The sequence below is a fragment of the Pseudoalteromonas sp. RWi3 genome (assembly GCF_054960735.1).
The window spans coordinates 144,744-163,513 of record NZ_JBHNYL010000003.1 but is presented as its reverse complement, the minus strand read 5'-3'; the positions used below and the strand labels follow the sequence as shown (position 1 = coordinate 163,513).

The following is an 18,770-nucleotide window of genomic DNA, read 5'->3' as shown; positions in this document are numbered from 1 at the left end:
TTTAGGAGGTTAAAATGTCAGCTATATTAAAACGCGAAGAAATCGATTTTATATTCGACTTATATCATTGCGTAGAAAGAGATGAAAACAATACCGATGAAGTTGAACCAGAAACTGAAAAGTTTGATTCAACTCAAGGTATTAATATTTACCAACCAAGTTATTTGACCTAAAAGCTGTTTGCTCATTACAATGGCGCACCTTGAAAAAGTAATGCCAAATGATGAAAAGCCACTCAGCTAAAAAAGAACTTATTTTATTACCCATTCTGCTTATTGTGATCCTACTGTGTGTGGCAGGACATTATTTATTACAAGCTAGCTTTACCGACAGTAACCTTACTGAGTATTTACTTGCCGCTTTACCTTTTGTCATGTTTGGTTTTGTTATTATTGCTTTTAAAATTGCAAGTAACAGTGAAGATAAGGAACGCTTAGAGCAAAGCGACAACGATTAGTCGCTTACTTGAGTCTTAACTTATAAAATATGATAACCAAACCAATCTGGTTTTATTGTCTGTGATTGGCCGCTAGGAGTTAACTTAATACTCAATTGACTATCAAGTAAGTCAATAGCAAAACAATCATCAACATCATGTAAATCATCTTTGTGTATGTGGCTTAACCCAGCTAGTAAATTATCCTTTGCGCGTTGCTTAGCTTGCTCAGCGTCGTGCGCCACATACAAAGCAAAATCATGCTGTTCCGCAAGGCTATCAGCGCGGTATGCGCCTAGATTCACAAAAAATAGTTTTTCTGGCTGCGCAACAGGCTGATTTACAACCTCAACTTGATAACCATCAATGTGCTTGATTGCCATAAAGCTGTCCATATGCACACTGTTTTTATCACCAACCCATTGGCTTTTTAACTTTGAATAACACTGCTCTATTGAATCTCCAACAACAAATCGAACATCATGCATTTCAATATGACAACCTTGTATTCTGCCACCTAAATACACCATAAATAACTGCATTTTTGCTCCTATAAAATAGCATCAACATCAATGTTATGTTTTTTAATTAACTTATAAAAATCTGAACGATTTCGCTTTGCAAGTTTTGCACCTTCTGCAACGTTGCCTGCGGCCATTTTTAGCGTATTAATTACATAATCACGCTCAAACTCTTTTTTTGCATCGTTTAAAGAAAGCGGCTCGACATTGGTTTCATTACTGTTCAGAGCACTTTCAACCAAGTGTACTGAAATAACTTCACTAGGTGAAAGAGCCACTACCTGTTCAACCACATTTTGTAGTTGACGAATATTGCCAGGCCAATCATAACGAACTAATGCGTACATAGCATCGGTAGCAAACTGCTTTTGCCCTTGCCCCATTCGTTTTGCAATCATTGAGCTAAAATGTTGTGCTAATAAGCTAATATCCTCTCGACGCTCTTTTAACGCTGGGAGCTTTAAATTTACAACATTTAAGCGATAGTATAAATCTTCTCTAAACTGTTGATTAGCAATAGCATCGGGTAAATTCTTATGAGTTGCAGAGACAATACGCACATCAATCGGTATCTCTTCTTGGAAACCCACTGGGCGGATGGTTTTTTCTTGTAATACACGTAATAACTTAACTTGTAAGTTTAATGGCATATCACCTATTTCATCTAAAAATAACGTGCCGCCTTGAGCTTGTTGAAATAACCCTTGGTGATCTTTTACAGCCCCCGTGAACGCGCCTTTTTTATGACCAAATAACTCAGACTCAAGTAACTCACCGGGCACCGCTCCACAATTTATAGCAACAAAAGGCCCGTCGCATACGTGACTATGAAGATGAATCGCATTGGCGAGTAACTCTTTACCTGTGCCACTAGCACCTGATATAAGCACATTTACTTGGGTTGGGCCTAAAAGCTTTACTTGTTCAAGTAAATGCAACATCGCACCACTGCGAGTCACTATAGTGCTACTTGCAGATTGCTCCTCACCACTTAATCCATGAATTTCAATTGCTTTAGCGAGGCTGTCAAATAACTCGTCTTTATCCACGGGCTTGGTTATAAATGCAAAAATGCCCTGTTTAGTTGCTTCAACTGCATCGGGTATCGAACCATGAGCCGTCATCATTATCACAGGCAATGCCGGATAACGACTTTGTAACTGGCGATGAAGTGTCATACCGTCCATTTCATCCATACGTAAGTCGGTGATCACTGCATCAAATACGTGGCTTTTAAGTAATTGCAGCGCCGCCATACCACTTTCGCAGGTTGTAACTTGATAACCTTTAGATTCAATGCGAATAGACAGTAATTTAAGTAAACTTGCATCATCATCCACCAATAAAACTCGTGCGCTTTGGGTTAATTGAGTTGCCATAGATTACTGCTCCTTAGTTTCTTCGCGTAACAGCAGTTGCTGCTCGATGGTTGCCAGAGACGATAAGGTCTCTTGCATTTTATCGCTCAATGCCTGTTGTTCTTTTTTCGCATTGAGCTGTTGTTTTATTTGCTGCTTTTGCAGCCACCAGTAATGTTTAATATCATCAGGCCAATAATAAGCTTGATCGAGTTGTAAAAGCATTGTTAGTACTTTTTCAGGTGCTAACGTATTATTTTTACAACTGAAGTTAAAATACGATTGAATCTCTCTCTTACCCACATACTGTTTCTTATCAGCAGCTAGCGTAAAACCGCCACATGACGAGGCATGCCAAGCGATCACTGTACTTGCCGATGGATAAGCTGGTTCAGTTTTGGGGCGAGGTTTTGGGTTTGGGTGGACCGCCTTTATTGAATCAGTGTTTTTTGTACTGGTATCACTCATTAACTCACACCCCGTCAATCCTGTTAGGATAAAACAGGCCAAAAAAGCTGACTTAAAATAACAAGTCATATTAATTCACTCCTTGTTGAATCGGTATTTTAATAGTGAAACAGCAACCTTGAGGACTATTTTCCTCAACAGTAATTGTACCTTTAAGTTGTTCAATTGATTCTTTTACGATTGTTAATCCTAAGCCGCTGCCTTGGGAGTTTTCTACTTGGCTTGCTTTTGTTTGATAAAAAGCATTGAATATTTTGGGTTTTTCATGCTCTTTAATCCCAATGCCATGATCACTGACTGTTATGATTAACTGATTCTCAACTAGTGCGAGTTCAACTTTGACAGAACTTTCATTGGCTGAGTATTTTAACGCATTAGAAATAAGCTGAATGAGTGACATTTCAATTAGCTCACCAGCCAAAGGAAGAGGCTTATCGGGTACATTAACGTGCCAACATAAAGTTTGCTCGCGGGCTTGCAACCGATGCTCAAAATGGTTATTTATTTTTTTTAGTATTTGATCAAATTCAACTTCATTTAAGTTATCTTTACTGGTGCGAATTGCATTGTAACTAAGCAAGCTCTCTATCATAGTACGTAAGCGCTCCATACTTTGAGTAATTAAAACAAGCACTGCCTGCTGCTCTTTGTTTATGGGTCCTACAATCTCATCACTCAACAAATCTGTGCCTTCAACCATAGAGGCTAATGGCGTTTTCAGCTCATGCGTTACATGACGTAAAAAGGTGTCCTTTTGCTGCTCCAAAGTATGTAATTGAGCTTGCACCCACTGTAACTTATTACCCAACTCAACAAGTTCAGCCGATCCCTGCACTGATATTTTTTGCTGCCAATCTCCTTGGCCTAATTTATCAATAACAGAAGTTAAGCCCTTTAAACGGCCACTTATACGCCATAAGAATCCCCCACCCACTAACATAGTTAAGGGCAGAAGTGCGACTAACCAATTTATAAAGGAGCTCTGTAATGCCTTTAATTGCTGTTGATTTTCAGCAATTTTTTGTTCATTTTTCTCTCGTAACCACAACGTTTGTTCGTTAATAAGCTGGCTAATTGGAATAAACAGCTGGGCGTTTTGTGCGTTTTCCTCAATAAGCTGTTTTTTTGTATTACGTAGCACGGTTAACAGTAACTGCCATTTTTGCTTACCTTGTTCATTACTTAACACTGTTAGTTCATCAATTGTCTTAAATGAAGCGATCCACTTATCTTTAATAAGTCCATCAAGTGATTCACTTTTTAATACCCAGTTTTGCCGTGTTGCTCGCTCTAAACTATTAAGGTCTTGCTTAAGGCTATTAAATGATTTGGTTACTTTGTAGTTGCTATCCACAATAATTTGAGTGGTGGCAAGCTGTTTGTTTAACGCATTTAAAAAAATAATAACCACCAAAGACAAGGGCAATAAAGACAATAAAATACTAATCAAAAACTGCCCAATAAGACTCGGGCGCCACCTAAGCATAGTTTTGTATTTTTTGCCTATCGCCACTGGTATTACCCTTCCTTTTTAATAGTCGACGCATTATCAGGCAGCTAACTTAGACACTCGCTGAATAAAACACTATTAGATGCTTTTTGAAGTCCTGCTGTAGCTAACTGGCAACACGCTAAGCAATTAGTTTAAAAGATATTTTTTATTTACACCCTTACCTTGTTGCAAAAAAGACACGCCACTGAGTATTTTTTTCTTACCTTAAACTTGATAAAAAACTAAACCACTGATTTTTAAGCAAAAATATTTTTGGCACTATTCTTGTTAGCACTATCAACTAAATACAACATGTATCATTAAAAAGGATGTTTATGAGCTCTCGTGTAATCACACTATTTTGCCTAAGTGCACTGTTAAACTTTAGTGCAACTGCTTTAGACAGCAAGGCCATCTTCGCCGAGCTAGACAAGGATGATAATGGAATGCTAAGCGAAGGAGAGGCATATGAAGATGCCATGCTTTATAAAAATTTTGAGCAAATAGATAAAGACCACAGTGGTCAAATTTCGTATGCAGAATTTAAATTATTTATTCAGTAATTAATGTTAAGGAAACAAGATGAAACAATTAATAAGTGCATTTGCATTAATGTTTTTGGCCATTAGTGCGTCCGTTTTGGCCTCACAGCTCAATGTTAAATTTGCGCAATTTGATATTAATTCAGATGGCGAAATATCACGTTTAGAAGCTAAAAAGAGCGATAACCTGTTTAAACAATTTAGCGATCTTGACGAAAACGGTGACGAAATGCTTTCTGAGCGCGAATTTAAACAACTAAAGCGCTAACGAACCTACACTCGGTTAACTAAATTAAAGTATTTGCCATAATCCCGGAGGGATTGTGTAAATGGATTTATTGTTGGGACTTAAATTATGGCAAATACTTTATCTTTAACATTCATTAAAGGAATAAATGATGAAAAATAAAGCACTTATTTGTGGATTGATGATGAGTGTAAGCTTTGGTGCATCGGCACTCGATGTAAAGCAGCGCTTTGACCACCTAGACAAGGACAAAAATGGATTTTTAACAAAATCGGAACTTGATCCTCAACCGCAGTTACTTAATGATTACCAGCGCTGGGATAAAGACAGAGACAACCGTATATCCTTACTTGAATTCAAACACTATTTAACGAATAGCTTGTATTAAAATATGAACAAACAAAATATCATCGTATTGCCTTTATTATTACTGACTGGCTTCAGTGTTTTTGCTAACACCAACACACAGGCAGATACATTCAAAGCACTGGATAAAAATGAAGATGGCCTATTAACACGTGCAGAAACAGCGAGAGACCCTGCGCTTTGGTCTCGCTTTAATAGCTATGATACCGACAAAGACAGTCGTTTGTCCTTTACAGAGTTCAGCGTATACGCCAATAAATAAGCACATTTAAAGTTTTGTATATGTAACAGTGTTTTACTAATTAATACATAAACATATGCTTTTATAAGGAATCTTAAAAGTAACACAAATATTTTGCAGCACTGAGATTCTCTGTTAATGTTTATAAAAACAACAATTAGATGACTCTCACAATGAAAAACTTGCTCGCATTATCCCTCTTTCTTCCTTTAATAGCAGTTGCTAATACCAAGGTTATTTACAATGCAAATGGTTACACCCCAACCTACAAAGGCGAGCTGACACAATTTTCAACCCTTGTGATAAAAGATGGTAAAGTTGTTAAGGTGGGTTCTGATGAGCTAAAAAATAGCTTTCCTGATGCTGAAAAATTCGATGCAAAACAAAAGACACTTTTACCTGGGCTAATTGATGCCCATGGCCATGTTATTGGTTTAGGTCAAAATTTATCGCAACTGGATTTACGTGGCAGCGAATCTGTAAAGAGTATTCAAGATAAGCTCGCTAAATTTGCGAAAGGCAAAGAAGGTTGGATAATTGGCCGAGGATGGAATCAAGAGCTTTGGCCTTCAAAGCAATTTCCGACAGCCGCCGATTTAGACAAAATTATAAGCGATGTACCGGTCGTTCTATCGCGTGTTGATGGACACGCAATTTGGGTTAATAGCAAAGCAATGGCGTTGGCTAATATAACCTCAAACACTGGCGTCCCTGACGGAGGGGAGATTATTCGCAACTCAGATGGCAAACCCAGTGGTGTATTTATAGACAAAGCCGAAGGGTTAATCACGACATTTATTCCTTCACCTTCAGAGGCTGATATAAATCAAGCTCTTGATAAAGCAGGTAACCACCTATTAAGCCTTGGCATAACTTCTACTCACGATGCCGGTATCGATAAACAAACATGGCAAATCTATAAGCAGCGCGCTGAACAAGAAACTTTACCATTGCGGATAGTTGCGATGCTTAGCGCAACTGACCCATCACTTGAAACGATGCTCAAAGCAGGTCGTTTTAAGGATATCAATGATTATATGTCTATTCGCAGTGTAAAAATATACGCTGATGGTGCCCTTGGTAGCCGAGGAGCTGCGCTAATTGAGGATTATGCTGACAGAAAAAGCCACAAAGGTTTAATGTTAGAGACTCAGCAAAAATTAGAGGCGTTATTTACCTTGAGCTTTTCTAACGGGTTTAGCGCTAACACACACGCAATAGGTGACCAAGCAAATCAAACTGTGCTTAACGCATATGAAAACGTATTTAAAAAAACGGGTGGTATTTTACTGCGCAACAGGATTGAGCATGCACAAATAGTAAACCCAACTGATATCCCTCGCTTTAAAGCATTAAAAATCATTCCGTCGATGCAGCCCGTTCATGCAACATCTGATATGCATATGGCAGAACAACGTTTGACGCAAAAACAATTATCCGGTGCATATGCATGGCAAACCTTTTTAAATCAAGGCTCTGTTGTTGCCGCTGGTTCTGATTTTCCTGTTGAACTTGCCAATCCTTTTCACGGTTTGTATTCAGCAATAACAAGAATGGATCATCAGCTGCGCCCAGAAAATGGCTGGCGAGCAGATGAAGCGTTAAGCCGAGAAGAGGCATTTCGCGCTTTCACGCTGGGAGGAGCATACGCTGCACATCAAGAGTTTAAGCTAGGCAGCTTAGAGCAAGGAAAGTGGGCTGACTTTATTTTAGTTGATAAAGATTATTTCAAAGTGCCAGTAAAAGATATTTATAGCATAAACGTTGAACAAACTTGGATAGCAGGTGAACTAAAATATCAAAAAACGAATGTTAACTCAGTGGTTACTGCAGAATAGTATTATCCTGCAGTTTTTGACTTTTTACGATTAAGTTTAATTAAATGGTATAAGTTAACAAAAGTCAGTAAACCATTTGTTATTGCAACTGGCCATGCACTTATTGCAATACCATAAAGTGTAAATGCTATACACCCAGCAAAATTTAACCAGCGCAGTTTGACTACATCGCTCATCGTTAAAGAAGCAACAAGTAAAGCAGAAGCTATATAACCTAAATATTCCCAACTCATTTGTTTTCCTAACTATTAAGATTAACACTATGGGTATTGCGATTTAGGTGCAATAGCGACACAATGTAGTACTGTATAAAAAACTAACTTACTTAAAACCTAAAGTAAGCTAAAAGCATACTTTTAAATAATCGTTACACGGGATATAAAGGTGTCAAACTTGTATAAGTGCTGAGGCGCTTAAACAAGCTAGTAAGTTAGTGTAAATTCTTAGAGTCTTAATGCTATCGCCATTAAGATGTAATAAATAGGACAATTGTCCGAAGAGCATATTTGATGTTTCAATATCATTTTTCGAGTTATCTAGTTGAGCAACTTCTCACTTTTGCTGGTAGTCGGTACCAGCAATCAAAAAAAGAAGTGCTAATTCACCAAGATCAGCCTTTAACAAAGCTCGTGTTAGTACGTAGTGGCACGGTTTCATTTAGCTATGACGTAGGTAACGGCAGACGCCTATTATTAGGGCAACTTGATTGTAATAATACACTAATTGGCGAAATTGAAGCTCTAAACAATAACCCGTGTATTTATACTGTAACTTGTTTTAGTGACGTGAGTTATAACTTAATCGAATTGAAACATTGGCGAGCCTTATTATTAGACAAGCCCGAGTTGAGCTTGTATACAGCACAAACTATTGCTGCAAAATTTCAAGAAAATCAAAAAATAAACTTGGACAAATTACTGCTCCCTCTTGGTTACAACATAGCTAAAGACTGCTTATTACGAGCAGAAAATAATAACCCAACATTACTGCGTGCTTACCCAACGGTTAACGCCGAAGCGGAGCGGTTTGCAACAACCGAGAGAGCCTATCGTCGCGTCGTATCAGAGCTAGTTGAAAAAGGCTTAGTAGAAAGGTCCAACAATGGTTTGAAGGCTGTTAACCTTGACAAGCTCAGTGATTACGTAGATAGCTTTTCACAAATCTAACTATATTATCCTTTTCACGAATGCTATTATTAATAGAATTACACAAAACATACATAATTTAGCAATATAAAAGATGCTAAATTACACTAATAAGTTTTACATGGTATGCTTGTTTACATTAGCATCTAAACTTTAAGGTAAGCGCTGCAAATACAATATTTGTACTCAACTTTTGTACTCTAGTAACACTGATTACAATTTTCTTATTAATTTAAAGAAAGTATATATAATGTTCACTTGACGTATATATAATGTGCGCTTATCCTTCATAAACAAAATTATTGTATCATAGTAAAAGTACCTCTTTAAGGGACCTCTAATGATACTAGTTTAACTGCAATTAAGTCTGTTTACTTAAAGAGAAAGGAAAGAAAGGTAACGATTATGGGAAATAATAATTTCAAGCTAACCAAGCTAGCGCTAGCTCTTGGCCTAACAGCAAGCTTAACAGCTTGTTTCAGCGACAACGATGACAACAATTATGTAGAGCCGCCAGCTCCGCCACCAGAAACGGTCGTGGTTGCGGTACCACCTGCAGCAGCTGAAGTTCAAGCTGGTGCAATAAGTGTAAACTTAGTTGACGCAACTGGGCAACGTTTAGCTGAAACAGTATCTGCCACTATAAAATTTACTTCGTCTGAAGACGGCCTTCTAACCGCAGCAGGTGAAGCCCTATCAGATGCAGATAAGACGACAACAGCCAGCAACTTTTCTTTCACTATTGGTTCAATCCCTGCTGATGGCGTAACATATAATTATGTTGTATCTGCTGAAGGCTTTTTGAACAACTCTGGCAGCCTCAGTGTTACTGCTGATGACAACATATCTGCTCAAGAAATCCGATTAACACCAAGAACTCTCGCTGATTCTGAAGTTGCAATTGTTGCAGCAACTAAAGGATTATCAGACCTTGCTGAAGATGGTACAACAGTAGCATATGACCCTGCTTCTGGTTTGTCTGTAACTGGCGACAAGACCGAAGTTGAACTTAAGCAAAGCATTCCTGCCGAAAAAGCATCAAAAGCGACTGGTGGTACCTCTGTAAAAATTAAAAGTGGCACCCAATTTTTAGATAAAGATGGTGCGGCATTAACTTCAGCTCCACAAATGACTGTTGCATACTTTGCTAATGAAGCAACACGTAATGATAATGAGACTGATGACGTTGCTGAAGAAAGCTCTTCGTTAGATGCATTTCCTGGTGGATTAGCACTTTCAGTTGCTAACCCAGATGGTACTGATTCTCAGGTTGATGGTTCATTTACTTCAGGTGGTTTTGTTGCTATCGAACTTGTTGATGATGAAGGCAATAAAGTAAGTACATTTGGTGAAGGCAATACAATCACTGTTGCAATGGAAGTTGACAAGAAAACGTCTAACCCTTGCCCAGTAACTCTTCCTGCTAACACAGATATTGCAACTTTCGCAGAAGAAAATGGCTTCAGCAAAGGTGTTTGTACTGTTGCGAATCCAACTCCACGTAAACTTGCAGCGGGCGATATTTTCCCTGTTTGGAGTTACGATGAAGATGAAGGTAAATGGTCATTTGAAAGCTATGGTGAAGTAACTGTTAATGCAAATGATGCCCTTGACGGTACTTATACTACATTTGACGTTTCAGTAGACGTTGATCACCTTTCTTACTGGAACTTAGATTACTTTAACAACAACCAATGTTCTAAAGTATCGTTCGACATGGTTGACGCTAACGGTGATGCAAATGCTGATCAGGTTTCTGTGCTACTTGAAACTAATGGTTTCCGCAGAAAATTAACGACTTACTACGGTGATTACTCTCAAGGTAACATTAATAACCCACCAAGCTTCCCTATAGACATCAAGGTACTTCAGGACGGTAAGAATATACTTGATGGCTTATCTACGGACGTTGATGGTAATGCATCTAAGTTAAGTGTTAATAACCTATGTGATTTAAATGGTGAAACACTTCAACTTACGACTACTGCATCTACTAAGGTTTCAAAACAAGTTACTACTCAACTTGTTTGTAGCAACACTGATGACTTTGAAGTAGCGGCTGCGCCAACTCCAACACCTACGACTGTATACTTACTTCGCAATGATAGATTCAGTAACTACGTATACGGTGAAGGTGCTACATTTAATCTTTCATTAGATGAAGGTGCTAGCTACACACTTTATTACTATGACTATGTGAATAGCACATGGTTAAATGAGGCGTTAGAAGTAAATACAACTTCAGTTGCATTTGATATCCCAACTGTATGTGAAGTTGAAGAAGTTGAAGCTACTGGATCTGGTTCTGGTTCTTAATTACTACTAGAACATTACCTCCTAAAGCCGCGCATTTGCGCGGCTTTTGTTTATCTTGCTATTAAGTTATTGCTTCATTTATATTATGGTAGAAGTAACTTTTGGTTTTAAAAATTTAAAGCCTCATTTAAATCTAAATTGGTTAATCACGTGACTTATTATAAAAAAACTCTCGCGACACTTTGTGCAATTGGTGCCAGCTCTTCTGCTTTTGCTGCTAATGATTTAAATCATGGCATTGCATTTAATGGTTTTACTGGAATTTTTCATACTCCCACAGCGGCCGTAATGAATAAAGGTGATATTGATATTGGCTACAGCAATCAGCTGGAAATAAGAAATAAATACACCGATGGCCATAATTTCACATTTTCTGCGGGGCTTTTTGACGGCCTAGAGGTAAGCGGTAGAATTACCTCTTCATCCATGCATGATAACCTTTATAGCTACGAAAATGATGGACAAATTCGCGATCTCTCATTTAATGCCAAGTATCAAATCCCTTTTATCCCTAAAGACTGGTTTACTATCGCTATAGGTGCAAAAGACATAGGCGGCGCGGCTAATAATTATGAAGCCTATTACGCTGTAGCATCAAAAGAGTTATGGGATTTTCGCTTTAGTGCGGGCATGGGAAGCTCTGACGCGCGCATAGGTCAACTTGATGGCGCTTTTGCAGGTGTTGAATACCAACCTTTCACTTGGCTATCTATCCTTGCAGAGCATGACTCAGAAGCTTTTAACCTTGGTGCAAAAGTGACTATTCCAAAAGAGTGGTTATACGATATTGCCACAGTATCTATTAACAGCCGCTTTTACTCTAATACTGAACTTGCTGATGAAGACACTTATTGGGGAGTAAATATCAGTATGCCGCTAAGCGATCAATCGCAAAGCAGCTACACTGAACCTAAAGCAGCCCCCACACCTGATAATACAGACACGGCTTCTATAGCAAAAAAAGATAGAAAATCACAAATTGAGGTGAGCACTTTAGTAAACTCAAATTCACCGCAAACTGTATCTAAGCCTAAAAAGATAGAACAATCTAACCAAGTTAATAATCAAAACATACATGGCTTAAAATCAGCATTGAGCAATGATGGATTTGAAAACCTGCGTGTGGGTTTATCTGAAAGTGATTTAATAATAGTTGAATTTGAAAACTCAGTTTATAACCGAAATGAAATTGACGCTTTAGGCCTTGTGTTAGGCCGTATTACTGAACATTTCCCTGAAGGAAGTAACGACTTTATTGTTCGTTTATCAAAATTAGACATACCTATATTACAAGTAAGTGGGCAACTGGAAAATTACCGACGCTTTATCAGTGAAAATATAACGCCTGATTTACTCGTTAAAACTCAATTTACTAGTCAAGATGCGCAATCTATCAAATGGGCTGGAAATACAACAAAGACAAGCCCTTACTTTGTTCCAAGAGTAACATTTTCACCTTCTTTATCATCTAGGCATGCAACAGAATTTGGCGTACTCGATTATTCATTAGCACTACAAGCTGACTTAAATATTCCAATTTGGCAAGGTGCAGGTATAAATGTAACCGGCCAAGTAAATGTAGCCAATACAAGTCATTTTGAAGAGCGCAGAATTTTCTCAAATTCTCGTCAAGAAACGGGGATTAAACGTGCAGTCGCTTACCAGACGTTCTCACTTCCGTTTAATATCTATAACCAAACTCAGGTTGGGCTATTTCAAGATTACTTTGACTATATGGGTATAACTAATGAAACGGCGTGGCAAAGCCCTGCAGGTGCCCATAAATTAAAGGCTAAAATAGGCTATTTTGAATATAAAGATTACAACACAGATAAACGTGATTACTCGTTACTTTCTTACCGTTATTTATGGGCTGAAAAAGATGTTTCCTTCCATATAACCGGTGGGCAGTTCTGGAATGAAGATACAGGCTATAAACTTGAAACTAAATTTTGGTTCGGTGATGCGAATTTAAGATTAATGTATATAGATACTGATGTGCAAAAAGTAGGCATTGGTTTTAGCATCCCACTATCGCCTCGTAAAGATATGAGCGCAGGTAATTGGCAAGTCAAAGGCACAAAAAATTGGAGTCACAGTGTGAACACTGTTATAAACCAAGATGTTAACTTAATTAATAGAACAAGTGCTGTTACACCGACCTCATCTATTGACCTTGACAATACTTTCTTTAACCAAGACAGAATGTCGAGTAATTATATTTATTCTCACCTTCCAAGGTTAAAAGAAGCATTTGAAATATATAAATAATATTTAATTTTAGTTTGTTGTTTTATTTAAATAAAAAAGGCCTTTAACAGGCCTTTTTTATTGTTTAGTAATACATAATTTACTTTTCTAGCAATAGATCATGAATTTTTGCAAGGTCCGTTTTACCTTCGATGATCTCATCTGGCGTTAATCCTGAAAGCTCATGCGGGAACACGAGCCATTCTTCAGATTCGTGAATGTAATAATCTGGTTTCATATCAACTTTTGAGTTTTTCGGCTTGTAGTATGGGCATGCTACACGAATATCTTTTGGTAAATTTAAACGCATTAACTCTGAAAGCTTTTCTTTTAATGCAAAAATACTACGGCCAGAGTCAAAAACATCATCGACAATAAGTAGCGAGTCACCGGCATTGGCATTTTCAATAATGTAATGTAAACCGTGAACTTTGATCTCTTTTGATTGCTGATTAATACCGTAATACGAAGACGTACGCACTGCGATATGATCAGTCTCTATGCCTTTGTAATCATAATACTCTTGCACTGCAATACCAATTGGTGCACCACCGCGCCAAATACCAATAATAAAATCAGGACGAAAGCCGTCTTGGTAAACTTGTGCGGCAACGCGAAAAGAATCTTCAAGCAATTGCTGCGCCGTGATGTAAGTCTTATCAGACATAATAGAAACCCCAGTGTATGTAGTTCAATCAAGTGTAGTCTAAGCAAGACAAAGTTAACCACCTGAAAAGCTGTGGGGCGAGATTTTAGCGTAAATTAGGATAAAAAGCTTGTTTACGGGGGGATTTTTAATAAATAGCACCTTATTTTCATAAGGTGCTATTTTCATCAATGGTGCTTATCTAGCCGTAGCTAAATTATGCTTTTTCAAGCAATGTACGTGCAACGGTACGCATACCGACTGTTGTAGCACCAGCGGCCCATTGCCCTGTGCTACCCATATTAAAGGCAGCGGCTAAATCAATGTGCACCCAGCCTTTACCATCGTTTGGTACAAAGCGTGATAAGAAACCTGCCGCATTTGATGCGCCGCCATAACCGCCGCCCTTTTGCGCTCGACTATTTGCTGTATCAGCATAAGGCGAAGGGCAGTTTTGTTGATGCCACTTTTCTAGTGGCAATGGCCAACCAGCTTCCATTTCTTGCTCTGCAAAGCCTTCAACTTCACGTACAAACTCTTTATCAAGACCAAATAAGGCATTGTACTCTTGGCCAACTGCAACCAGCGCAGCGCCTGTTAACGTTGCGGCATTGATAATAAGCGGCGCACCGGTTTCGCCAGCAGCCATAAGGCCATCGGCAAGTACTAAACGCCCTTCAGCATCGGTATTTACAATTTCAACCGTTGTGCCATTTTTATAAGTAAGAATGTCACCTAGTTTATATGCATGGCCAGAAATCATGTTCTCTGCACAGCATAAAAATAGCTTGATACGTTTGTTAATACCACGGCTAATCGCTAAGGCTAAACCAGCTGTAACTGTGGCTGCACCACCCATATCGCATTTCATACCCAGCATGCCTTCACTTGACTTAATTGAGTAACCGCCTGAGTCAAACGTGATCCCTTTACCCACTAAAGCGGCATCTACTGGTGCATTGTCATCCCCAGTTGGGTTGTAATCTAACGCTAATAATACTGGCGGGCGCTCACTGCCACGACCAACAGCATGAATACCAATCCATTGCTGCTCAAGTAATGCATCGCCTTTAATAATTTGGTAGCTGACATGCTCAGGTGCAAGTGATTGAATAAACTCAGCCGCTTTACCTGCAAGGCTTTCAGGGAAAATATCATCCGCTGTGCCGTTGATCATTTCACGTGCCCATGTGGCAGAACGTAATAATGAGTTTAACTCTTGGCTGTCTGTTTTTGCATTTTCGACAAATTCAACGCCTGCTAACGTTTTAGGAGAAACAAAGCCTTGATAAAATGCCCATTGTGTTTCGGTGCACCAGCAATCGCCAGCTAAAACTACATTTTTAACACCTTGATTGGCAATGGTACGCGCTGCTTTTTGCACGTTTTTTAAGGTCTCTTGCTCGGCTAAATGAACCGTAGCGCCCTGCTCGTTAAATGAAAGTGTGGCGTTTTCGCCCCAATGAGATGCAGCCGCTTGTTCGCTTAATTGAACAACAAATTTTTCAGACATGTTAGAATACTCTTTGCGCTAATTAGTGGCATTGAGTCTACTATAGCTGGCACAACTTCCCAACTGATTGAGACCAAATAATGAAATTTGCTAAGCCATTACAACAAGCCACATTAATTAAACGCTACAAACGATTTTTAGCCGACTTACGCTTAGCGGACGGCACTGAGTTTACTGCACATTGCGCTAACACAGGAAAAATGACAGGCTGCGCCGAGTCTGATTTCACCGCATTTTACTCAACCAGTGATAATACAAAGCGTAAATATCCGCATTCTTTAGAGCTCACTCAAAATCAGTTTCAACACCTCATTTGTGTTAATACAGCAATGGCAAATAAAGTGGTCGATGAAGCACTGCAAAGCAATATAATTAATGAACTAAGTGGTTATGCGCAACTACAAAGCGAAGTAAAATACGGTCAAGAAAATAGCCGAATCGACTTCTTACTCAGCGACCCTGACCGCCCAAACTGCTATGTTGAAGTGAAATCAGTCACTTTATTAAGCCAAGACGCGCCAGAAACGGGCCAAGGTTACTTTCCTGATGCGCAAACGCTACGCGGGCAAAAACATATTCGCGAATTAATAGAAATGGTTGAACAAGGTCATCGCGCTGTATTACTGTTTGCCGTGTTACATGAAGGCATAACCCAAGTGAGTGCAGCAAAACATATCGATAAAAAGTACGCCCAGTTATTAACAGAGGCGATTGCTAGAGGTGTTGAGGTATTGGCATACAAAGCAAAAGTTTCGGCCAAAGAAGTTACTCTGGCCGAAAGAGTGGCATTTATTCCTTAGTTAGTGAAACATCCATTTCACCAATCAAATTAAGGTTAATATCTTCATCTTTGAACAATAATGGCCTAAGCGTGGCATTTTTAGAATAAAAACGTGATTGATCATCAAAATGATCCGACGTTGAGTCTGAGCTTTGCGACATCGTTAGTAAACCTTTGGCAACCGGACCATCGTCGGTAAAATTCATCACAAACATCCAACTAGAACCATAATTGACCGGATACCCTGCACTACTTAGGTTTGAGCGCAGTGGTTCTCCCGTAATAGCGTCATTTAACGCTTGATGATCAATATAAGGGATCAAGGTTGAACGAGTAGTACCGCTACGATCGAATCTAAACACATTGAATCCACCCTCAACATGCATAGGGCCGCTCCACGGTAGTTTTTCCCCTGAGGCATTACCTCCTGCAAGCGTTTTCTCTACAAATTGCATTTGTGCAAGGGTTGCATCAAGTGCGATTCCATTACTTTGTAATGTAGCCACTGCATGCGCCAAGGTAACCAAGGCAGAGCCGTCAATACGCAAAGTATTTGGTGTATTTGCAGGGTTTGTGACATCAAAATTATCTGCGAGCAACGTATCTGCATCAAATAAATGGGCAAACTCACGGATTAGGGCTGCACCTTTAGTCTCTAGGTTCATTGCGCCATTCCACTGCGCTAACACACTGCACGCTTGCGTTAAATCAATACTATCACCATTACTTAGCATTACAGGCGTGTCACCTCGTGCTTGGCACTGAGCAACCAGCTGTTCAAACACCAGCTCACCAAGGTAAATGCGATCGCCAACCAGGGCGGTTTCAAGCTCATCAAGGGTAAATAAACCATCTTCGCCACCGCCATCTTTTAATAGCTGTAAGCCCATTCGGGTTCGCAATGAAAGTGGTTTGTGTACATCACCATATTGTGCGGCAAAACCGAGTAATGGTTGCTCTGGATTGGTTACCCAGTAACTATCGTTAGAATTTTGCACATAGTCAGTGCGGCTTAACTGCGGCGCTTTTTCAAACGGCACATTGCCATCAGCTTCAAATAACTTTAAGTTACCGGGTACTAAATCAAACCCAGTCGATTCGCGCAGTGCAACAAGCTCAGGCTGAATACGAATCGCCATATTGGCGGTATCACCCACATTAAGTACTGTACTGTCATCAACGAAAAATACATTACCGTCTTTATCCGTTGCCATTGTATTGTTAAACGACACGCCATCAAACTGTGCAAACGAGGCTTTCATGTCATCTAAGCTGCGTGCTTGGTTTAGAGCAGACCACTGAGCAACTACGTCCATATTGAACTCATTGGCATCTTTAATAGTAAACGCTTGACTATCATCCCAGCCTAAGCCGTTTGCAGCCGGTGTTTCAATCATCAAGCCGTGGTGGCTGTAATAAAAGTCTTTTTCCAGCTCGATTGTCATACCCGGCGCAATCGCGACTTCGACAGATACTTTTTTAGTTTTAATGGTGTAATCATCACCTTCAACGCTATAACTCATTCGGTCGTTTTCATTTAGCGCTAATTGATAGATTAAAAAATGTCGTGCGGTTGAAAATGTGTGCGTCCAGGCAACATGCTCATTAAAGCCAATGTTGATAACGCCTGGCATCCCCTGCAAGCTGCCACCCATGACATTCATAGCACCAGGAATGGTTAAGTGTGATTGCCAAAACCGTAGATTACCTTCGTGAGGAAAGTGCGGATTCGCTAATAAGCCCCCTTTGCCATTGGCCATTTTATCTTTACCAACACCCCAGCCATTCGAACCTAAGTGTTGAAATTTCTTCTCTAGTTTAAAGCTTTTAGCTTGTTGATTTATATTTTTAACAACGCTTGAAACTGAGCTAGGCTCTGATGCTTTTGGTGTCGGTAAATACTCACTACCGTCTCCTGGATTGGCTAAAAATGCAAGATCTAAAAAGTTAGCCGAGCTTGCAAGCTGCACTGTTGCCATGGCGTATGCCAACATATCTTCTGGAGTTAATTCAAACACCCACGGCTGCGATGCACACTCTGGGGCTAGGTTATCAGTACCAGTATCGCTCACATATTTGTTAAAACCTTGCACAAACCCTTCATAATGCGCGCGGCTAGCGTCGTTAAGCTCGTCATAATGCTCATTTGCATAAGCATTAACCCCTAGGGCTTTATAGCCAAAGTCAGAAATTAAATGCGCAGAATCACCACTACCAGGTACTTTGTCCGGACCAAAATATTTAGCTCGCTCGCCACGGGTTTTTACAATTTGATCCAGCAATAAACAAGTATGATCTTTGGCGTAGGCATAGCCACTACCAAACGCTAAGCTTTCTAAGTTATCTGCCTTAATATGGGGCACCCCAAAGGTCGTCCAGCGAATATTTGCATCGAGCTTATTATCGTCATCAAATGCAGTAATTGCAGGTGCGGGTTCTGGGTTTGGCTCAACCACTACAGGTGGCGGCTCAACAGTGTTATTGTCATCATCCGAGCCGCATGCAGTTAATAATAACGCTGCTGCAATACTAATAGAGAGTGTGTGAAGTTTCATTGTGGTTCCTTGTTGGTTAATCTCAATGCTAGATACAATTAGCAGAGCTGTTAAC

At 39.5% G+C, this 18,770-nt stretch carries 19 protein-coding genes; 11 read left to right on the top strand and 8 right to left on the bottom strand.

Annotated elements, in window-relative coordinates:
- Positions 1-14: 14 nt before the first annotated feature.
- Both ACFI4Z_RS06555 and ACFI4Z_RS06550 read left to right on the top strand, forming a co-directional pair.
- Complete coding sequence (locus ACFI4Z_RS06555) at positions 15-173, top strand: hypothetical protein (protein ID WP_462669880.1); 159 nt, start codon at positions 15-17, stop codon at positions 171-173.
- 50 nt (positions 174-223) lie between these two features.
- Complete coding sequence (locus ACFI4Z_RS06550; RefSeq protein ID WP_462670013.1) at positions 224-457, top strand: hypothetical protein; 234 nt, start codon at positions 224-226, stop codon at positions 455-457.
- Positions 458-477: 20 nt separating this feature from the next.
- On the opposite strand, the gene ACFI4Z_RS06545 is transcribed toward ACFI4Z_RS06550, so the two are convergent.
- The 4 genes from ACFI4Z_RS06545 to ACFI4Z_RS06530 are packed head-to-tail and all read right to left on the bottom strand — an operon-like array spanning position 478 to position 4,302.
- Positions 478-978 carry a DUF1543 domain-containing protein gene (locus ACFI4Z_RS06545; RefSeq protein WP_462669879.1) on the bottom strand — a complete coding sequence of 167 codons (501 nt, stop codon included), beginning with the start codon at positions 976-978 and terminating at the stop codon, positions 478-480.
- 8 nt (positions 979-986) lie between these two features.
- The gene (locus tag ACFI4Z_RS06540) at positions 987-2,336 is read right to left on the bottom strand and encodes a sigma 54-interacting transcriptional regulator (protein WP_462669878.1); all 1,350 of its coding nucleotides are present in this window, start codon (positions 2,334-2,336) and stop codon (positions 987-989) included.
- Between the two features lie 3 nt (positions 2,337-2,339).
- Positions 2,340-2,852, bottom strand: coding sequence for a hypothetical protein (locus tag ACFI4Z_RS06535; RefSeq protein ID WP_462669877.1), 513 nt, complete (start codon positions 2,850-2,852; stop codon positions 2,340-2,342).
- 1 nt (position 2,853) lies between these two features.
- Positions 2,854-4,302, bottom strand: a complete 1,449-nt coding sequence (locus tag ACFI4Z_RS06530; RefSeq protein WP_462670012.1) for a HAMP domain-containing sensor histidine kinase — start codon at positions 4,300-4,302, stop codon at positions 2,854-2,856.
- Between the two features lie 308 nt (positions 4,303-4,610).
- Between ACFI4Z_RS06530 and ACFI4Z_RS06525 the strand changes: the two genes are divergently transcribed.
- From ACFI4Z_RS06525 to ACFI4Z_RS06505, 5 genes are all read left to right on the top strand, one after another.
- Positions 4,611-4,838, top strand: coding sequence for an EF-hand domain-containing protein (locus ACFI4Z_RS06525; protein ID WP_462669876.1), 228 nt, complete (start codon positions 4,611-4,613; stop codon positions 4,836-4,838).
- A gap of 19 nt (positions 4,839-4,857) precedes the next feature.
- On the top strand, positions 4,858-5,085 hold the full coding sequence (locus ACFI4Z_RS06520; RefSeq protein ID WP_462669875.1) for a hypothetical protein: 228 nt from the start codon (positions 4,858-4,860) through the stop codon (positions 5,083-5,085).
- A gap of 130 nt (positions 5,086-5,215) precedes the next feature.
- Positions 5,216-5,452 (top strand): EF-hand domain-containing protein, encoded by a 237-nt coding sequence (locus tag ACFI4Z_RS06515; protein WP_462669874.1) that lies wholly within the window; start codon positions 5,216-5,218, stop codon positions 5,450-5,452.
- 3 nt (positions 5,453-5,455) lie between these two features.
- Entirely contained in the window at positions 5,456-5,692 is a 237-nt protein-coding gene (locus tag ACFI4Z_RS06510) for an EF-hand domain-containing protein (protein WP_462669873.1), read from the top strand.
- Positions 5,693-5,844: 152 nt separating this feature from the next.
- Complete coding sequence (locus ACFI4Z_RS06505) at positions 5,845-7,509, top strand: amidohydrolase (RefSeq protein ID WP_462669872.1); 1,665 nt, start codon at positions 5,845-5,847, stop codon at positions 7,507-7,509.
- A gap of 2 nt (positions 7,510-7,511) precedes the next feature.
- On the opposite strand, the gene ACFI4Z_RS06500 is transcribed toward ACFI4Z_RS06505, so the two are convergent.
- Positions 7,512-7,742: a uroporphyrinogen decarboxylase gene (locus tag ACFI4Z_RS06500; protein WP_462669871.1), complete on the bottom strand. Its 231-nt coding sequence runs from the start codon at positions 7,740-7,742 to the stop codon at positions 7,512-7,514.
- Positions 7,743-8,018: 276 nt separating this feature from the next.
- Between ACFI4Z_RS06500 and ACFI4Z_RS06495 the strand changes: the two genes are divergently transcribed.
- The 3 genes from ACFI4Z_RS06495 (at position 8,019) to ACFI4Z_RS06485 (ending at position 13,241) form a co-directional block, all read left to right on the top strand.
- A complete protein-coding gene (locus ACFI4Z_RS06495; protein WP_135473089.1) occupies positions 8,019-8,675 on the top strand; it encodes a Crp/Fnr family transcriptional regulator in 657 nt (218 codons plus the stop codon).
- Positions 8,676-9,059: 384 nt separating this feature from the next.
- Positions 9,060-10,970: a hypothetical protein gene (locus ACFI4Z_RS06490; RefSeq protein WP_462669870.1), complete on the top strand. Its 1,911-nt coding sequence runs from the start codon at positions 9,060-9,062 to the stop codon at positions 10,968-10,970.
- A 150-nt stretch (positions 10,971-11,120) separates the two neighbouring features.
- Positions 11,121-13,241 carry a YjbH domain-containing protein gene (locus ACFI4Z_RS06485; RefSeq protein ID WP_462669869.1) on the top strand — a complete coding sequence of 707 codons (2,121 nt, stop codon included), beginning with the start codon at positions 11,121-11,123 and terminating at the stop codon, positions 13,239-13,241.
- Between the two features lie 79 nt (positions 13,242-13,320).
- Here ACFI4Z_RS06485 and ACFI4Z_RS06480 read toward each other — a convergent pair whose 3' ends face one another.
- Positions 13,321-13,887, bottom strand: a complete 567-nt coding sequence (locus tag ACFI4Z_RS06480) for a phosphoribosyltransferase (RefSeq protein WP_099294960.1) — start codon at positions 13,885-13,887, stop codon at positions 13,321-13,323.
- Between the two features lie 196 nt (positions 13,888-14,083).
- Entirely contained in the window at positions 14,084-15,379 is a 1,296-nt protein-coding gene (gene pepB / locus ACFI4Z_RS06475; protein ID WP_462669868.1) for an aminopeptidase PepB, read from the bottom strand.
- An 80-nt stretch (positions 15,380-15,459) separates the two neighbouring features.
- Between pepB and sfsA the strand changes: the two genes are divergently transcribed.
- Positions 15,460-16,179, top strand: coding sequence for a DNA/RNA nuclease SfsA (sfsA, locus tag ACFI4Z_RS06470; protein ID WP_462669867.1), 720 nt, complete (start codon positions 15,460-15,462; stop codon positions 16,177-16,179).
- Here the strand turns inward: sfsA and ACFI4Z_RS06465 are convergent.
- Positions 16,169-18,715: a penicillin acylase family protein gene (locus ACFI4Z_RS06465; protein ID WP_462669866.1), complete on the bottom strand. Its 2,547-nt coding sequence runs from the start codon at positions 18,713-18,715 to the stop codon at positions 16,169-16,171. The genes sfsA and ACFI4Z_RS06465 overlap by 11 nt on opposite strands.
- Positions 18,716-18,770 lie beyond the last annotated feature (55 nt).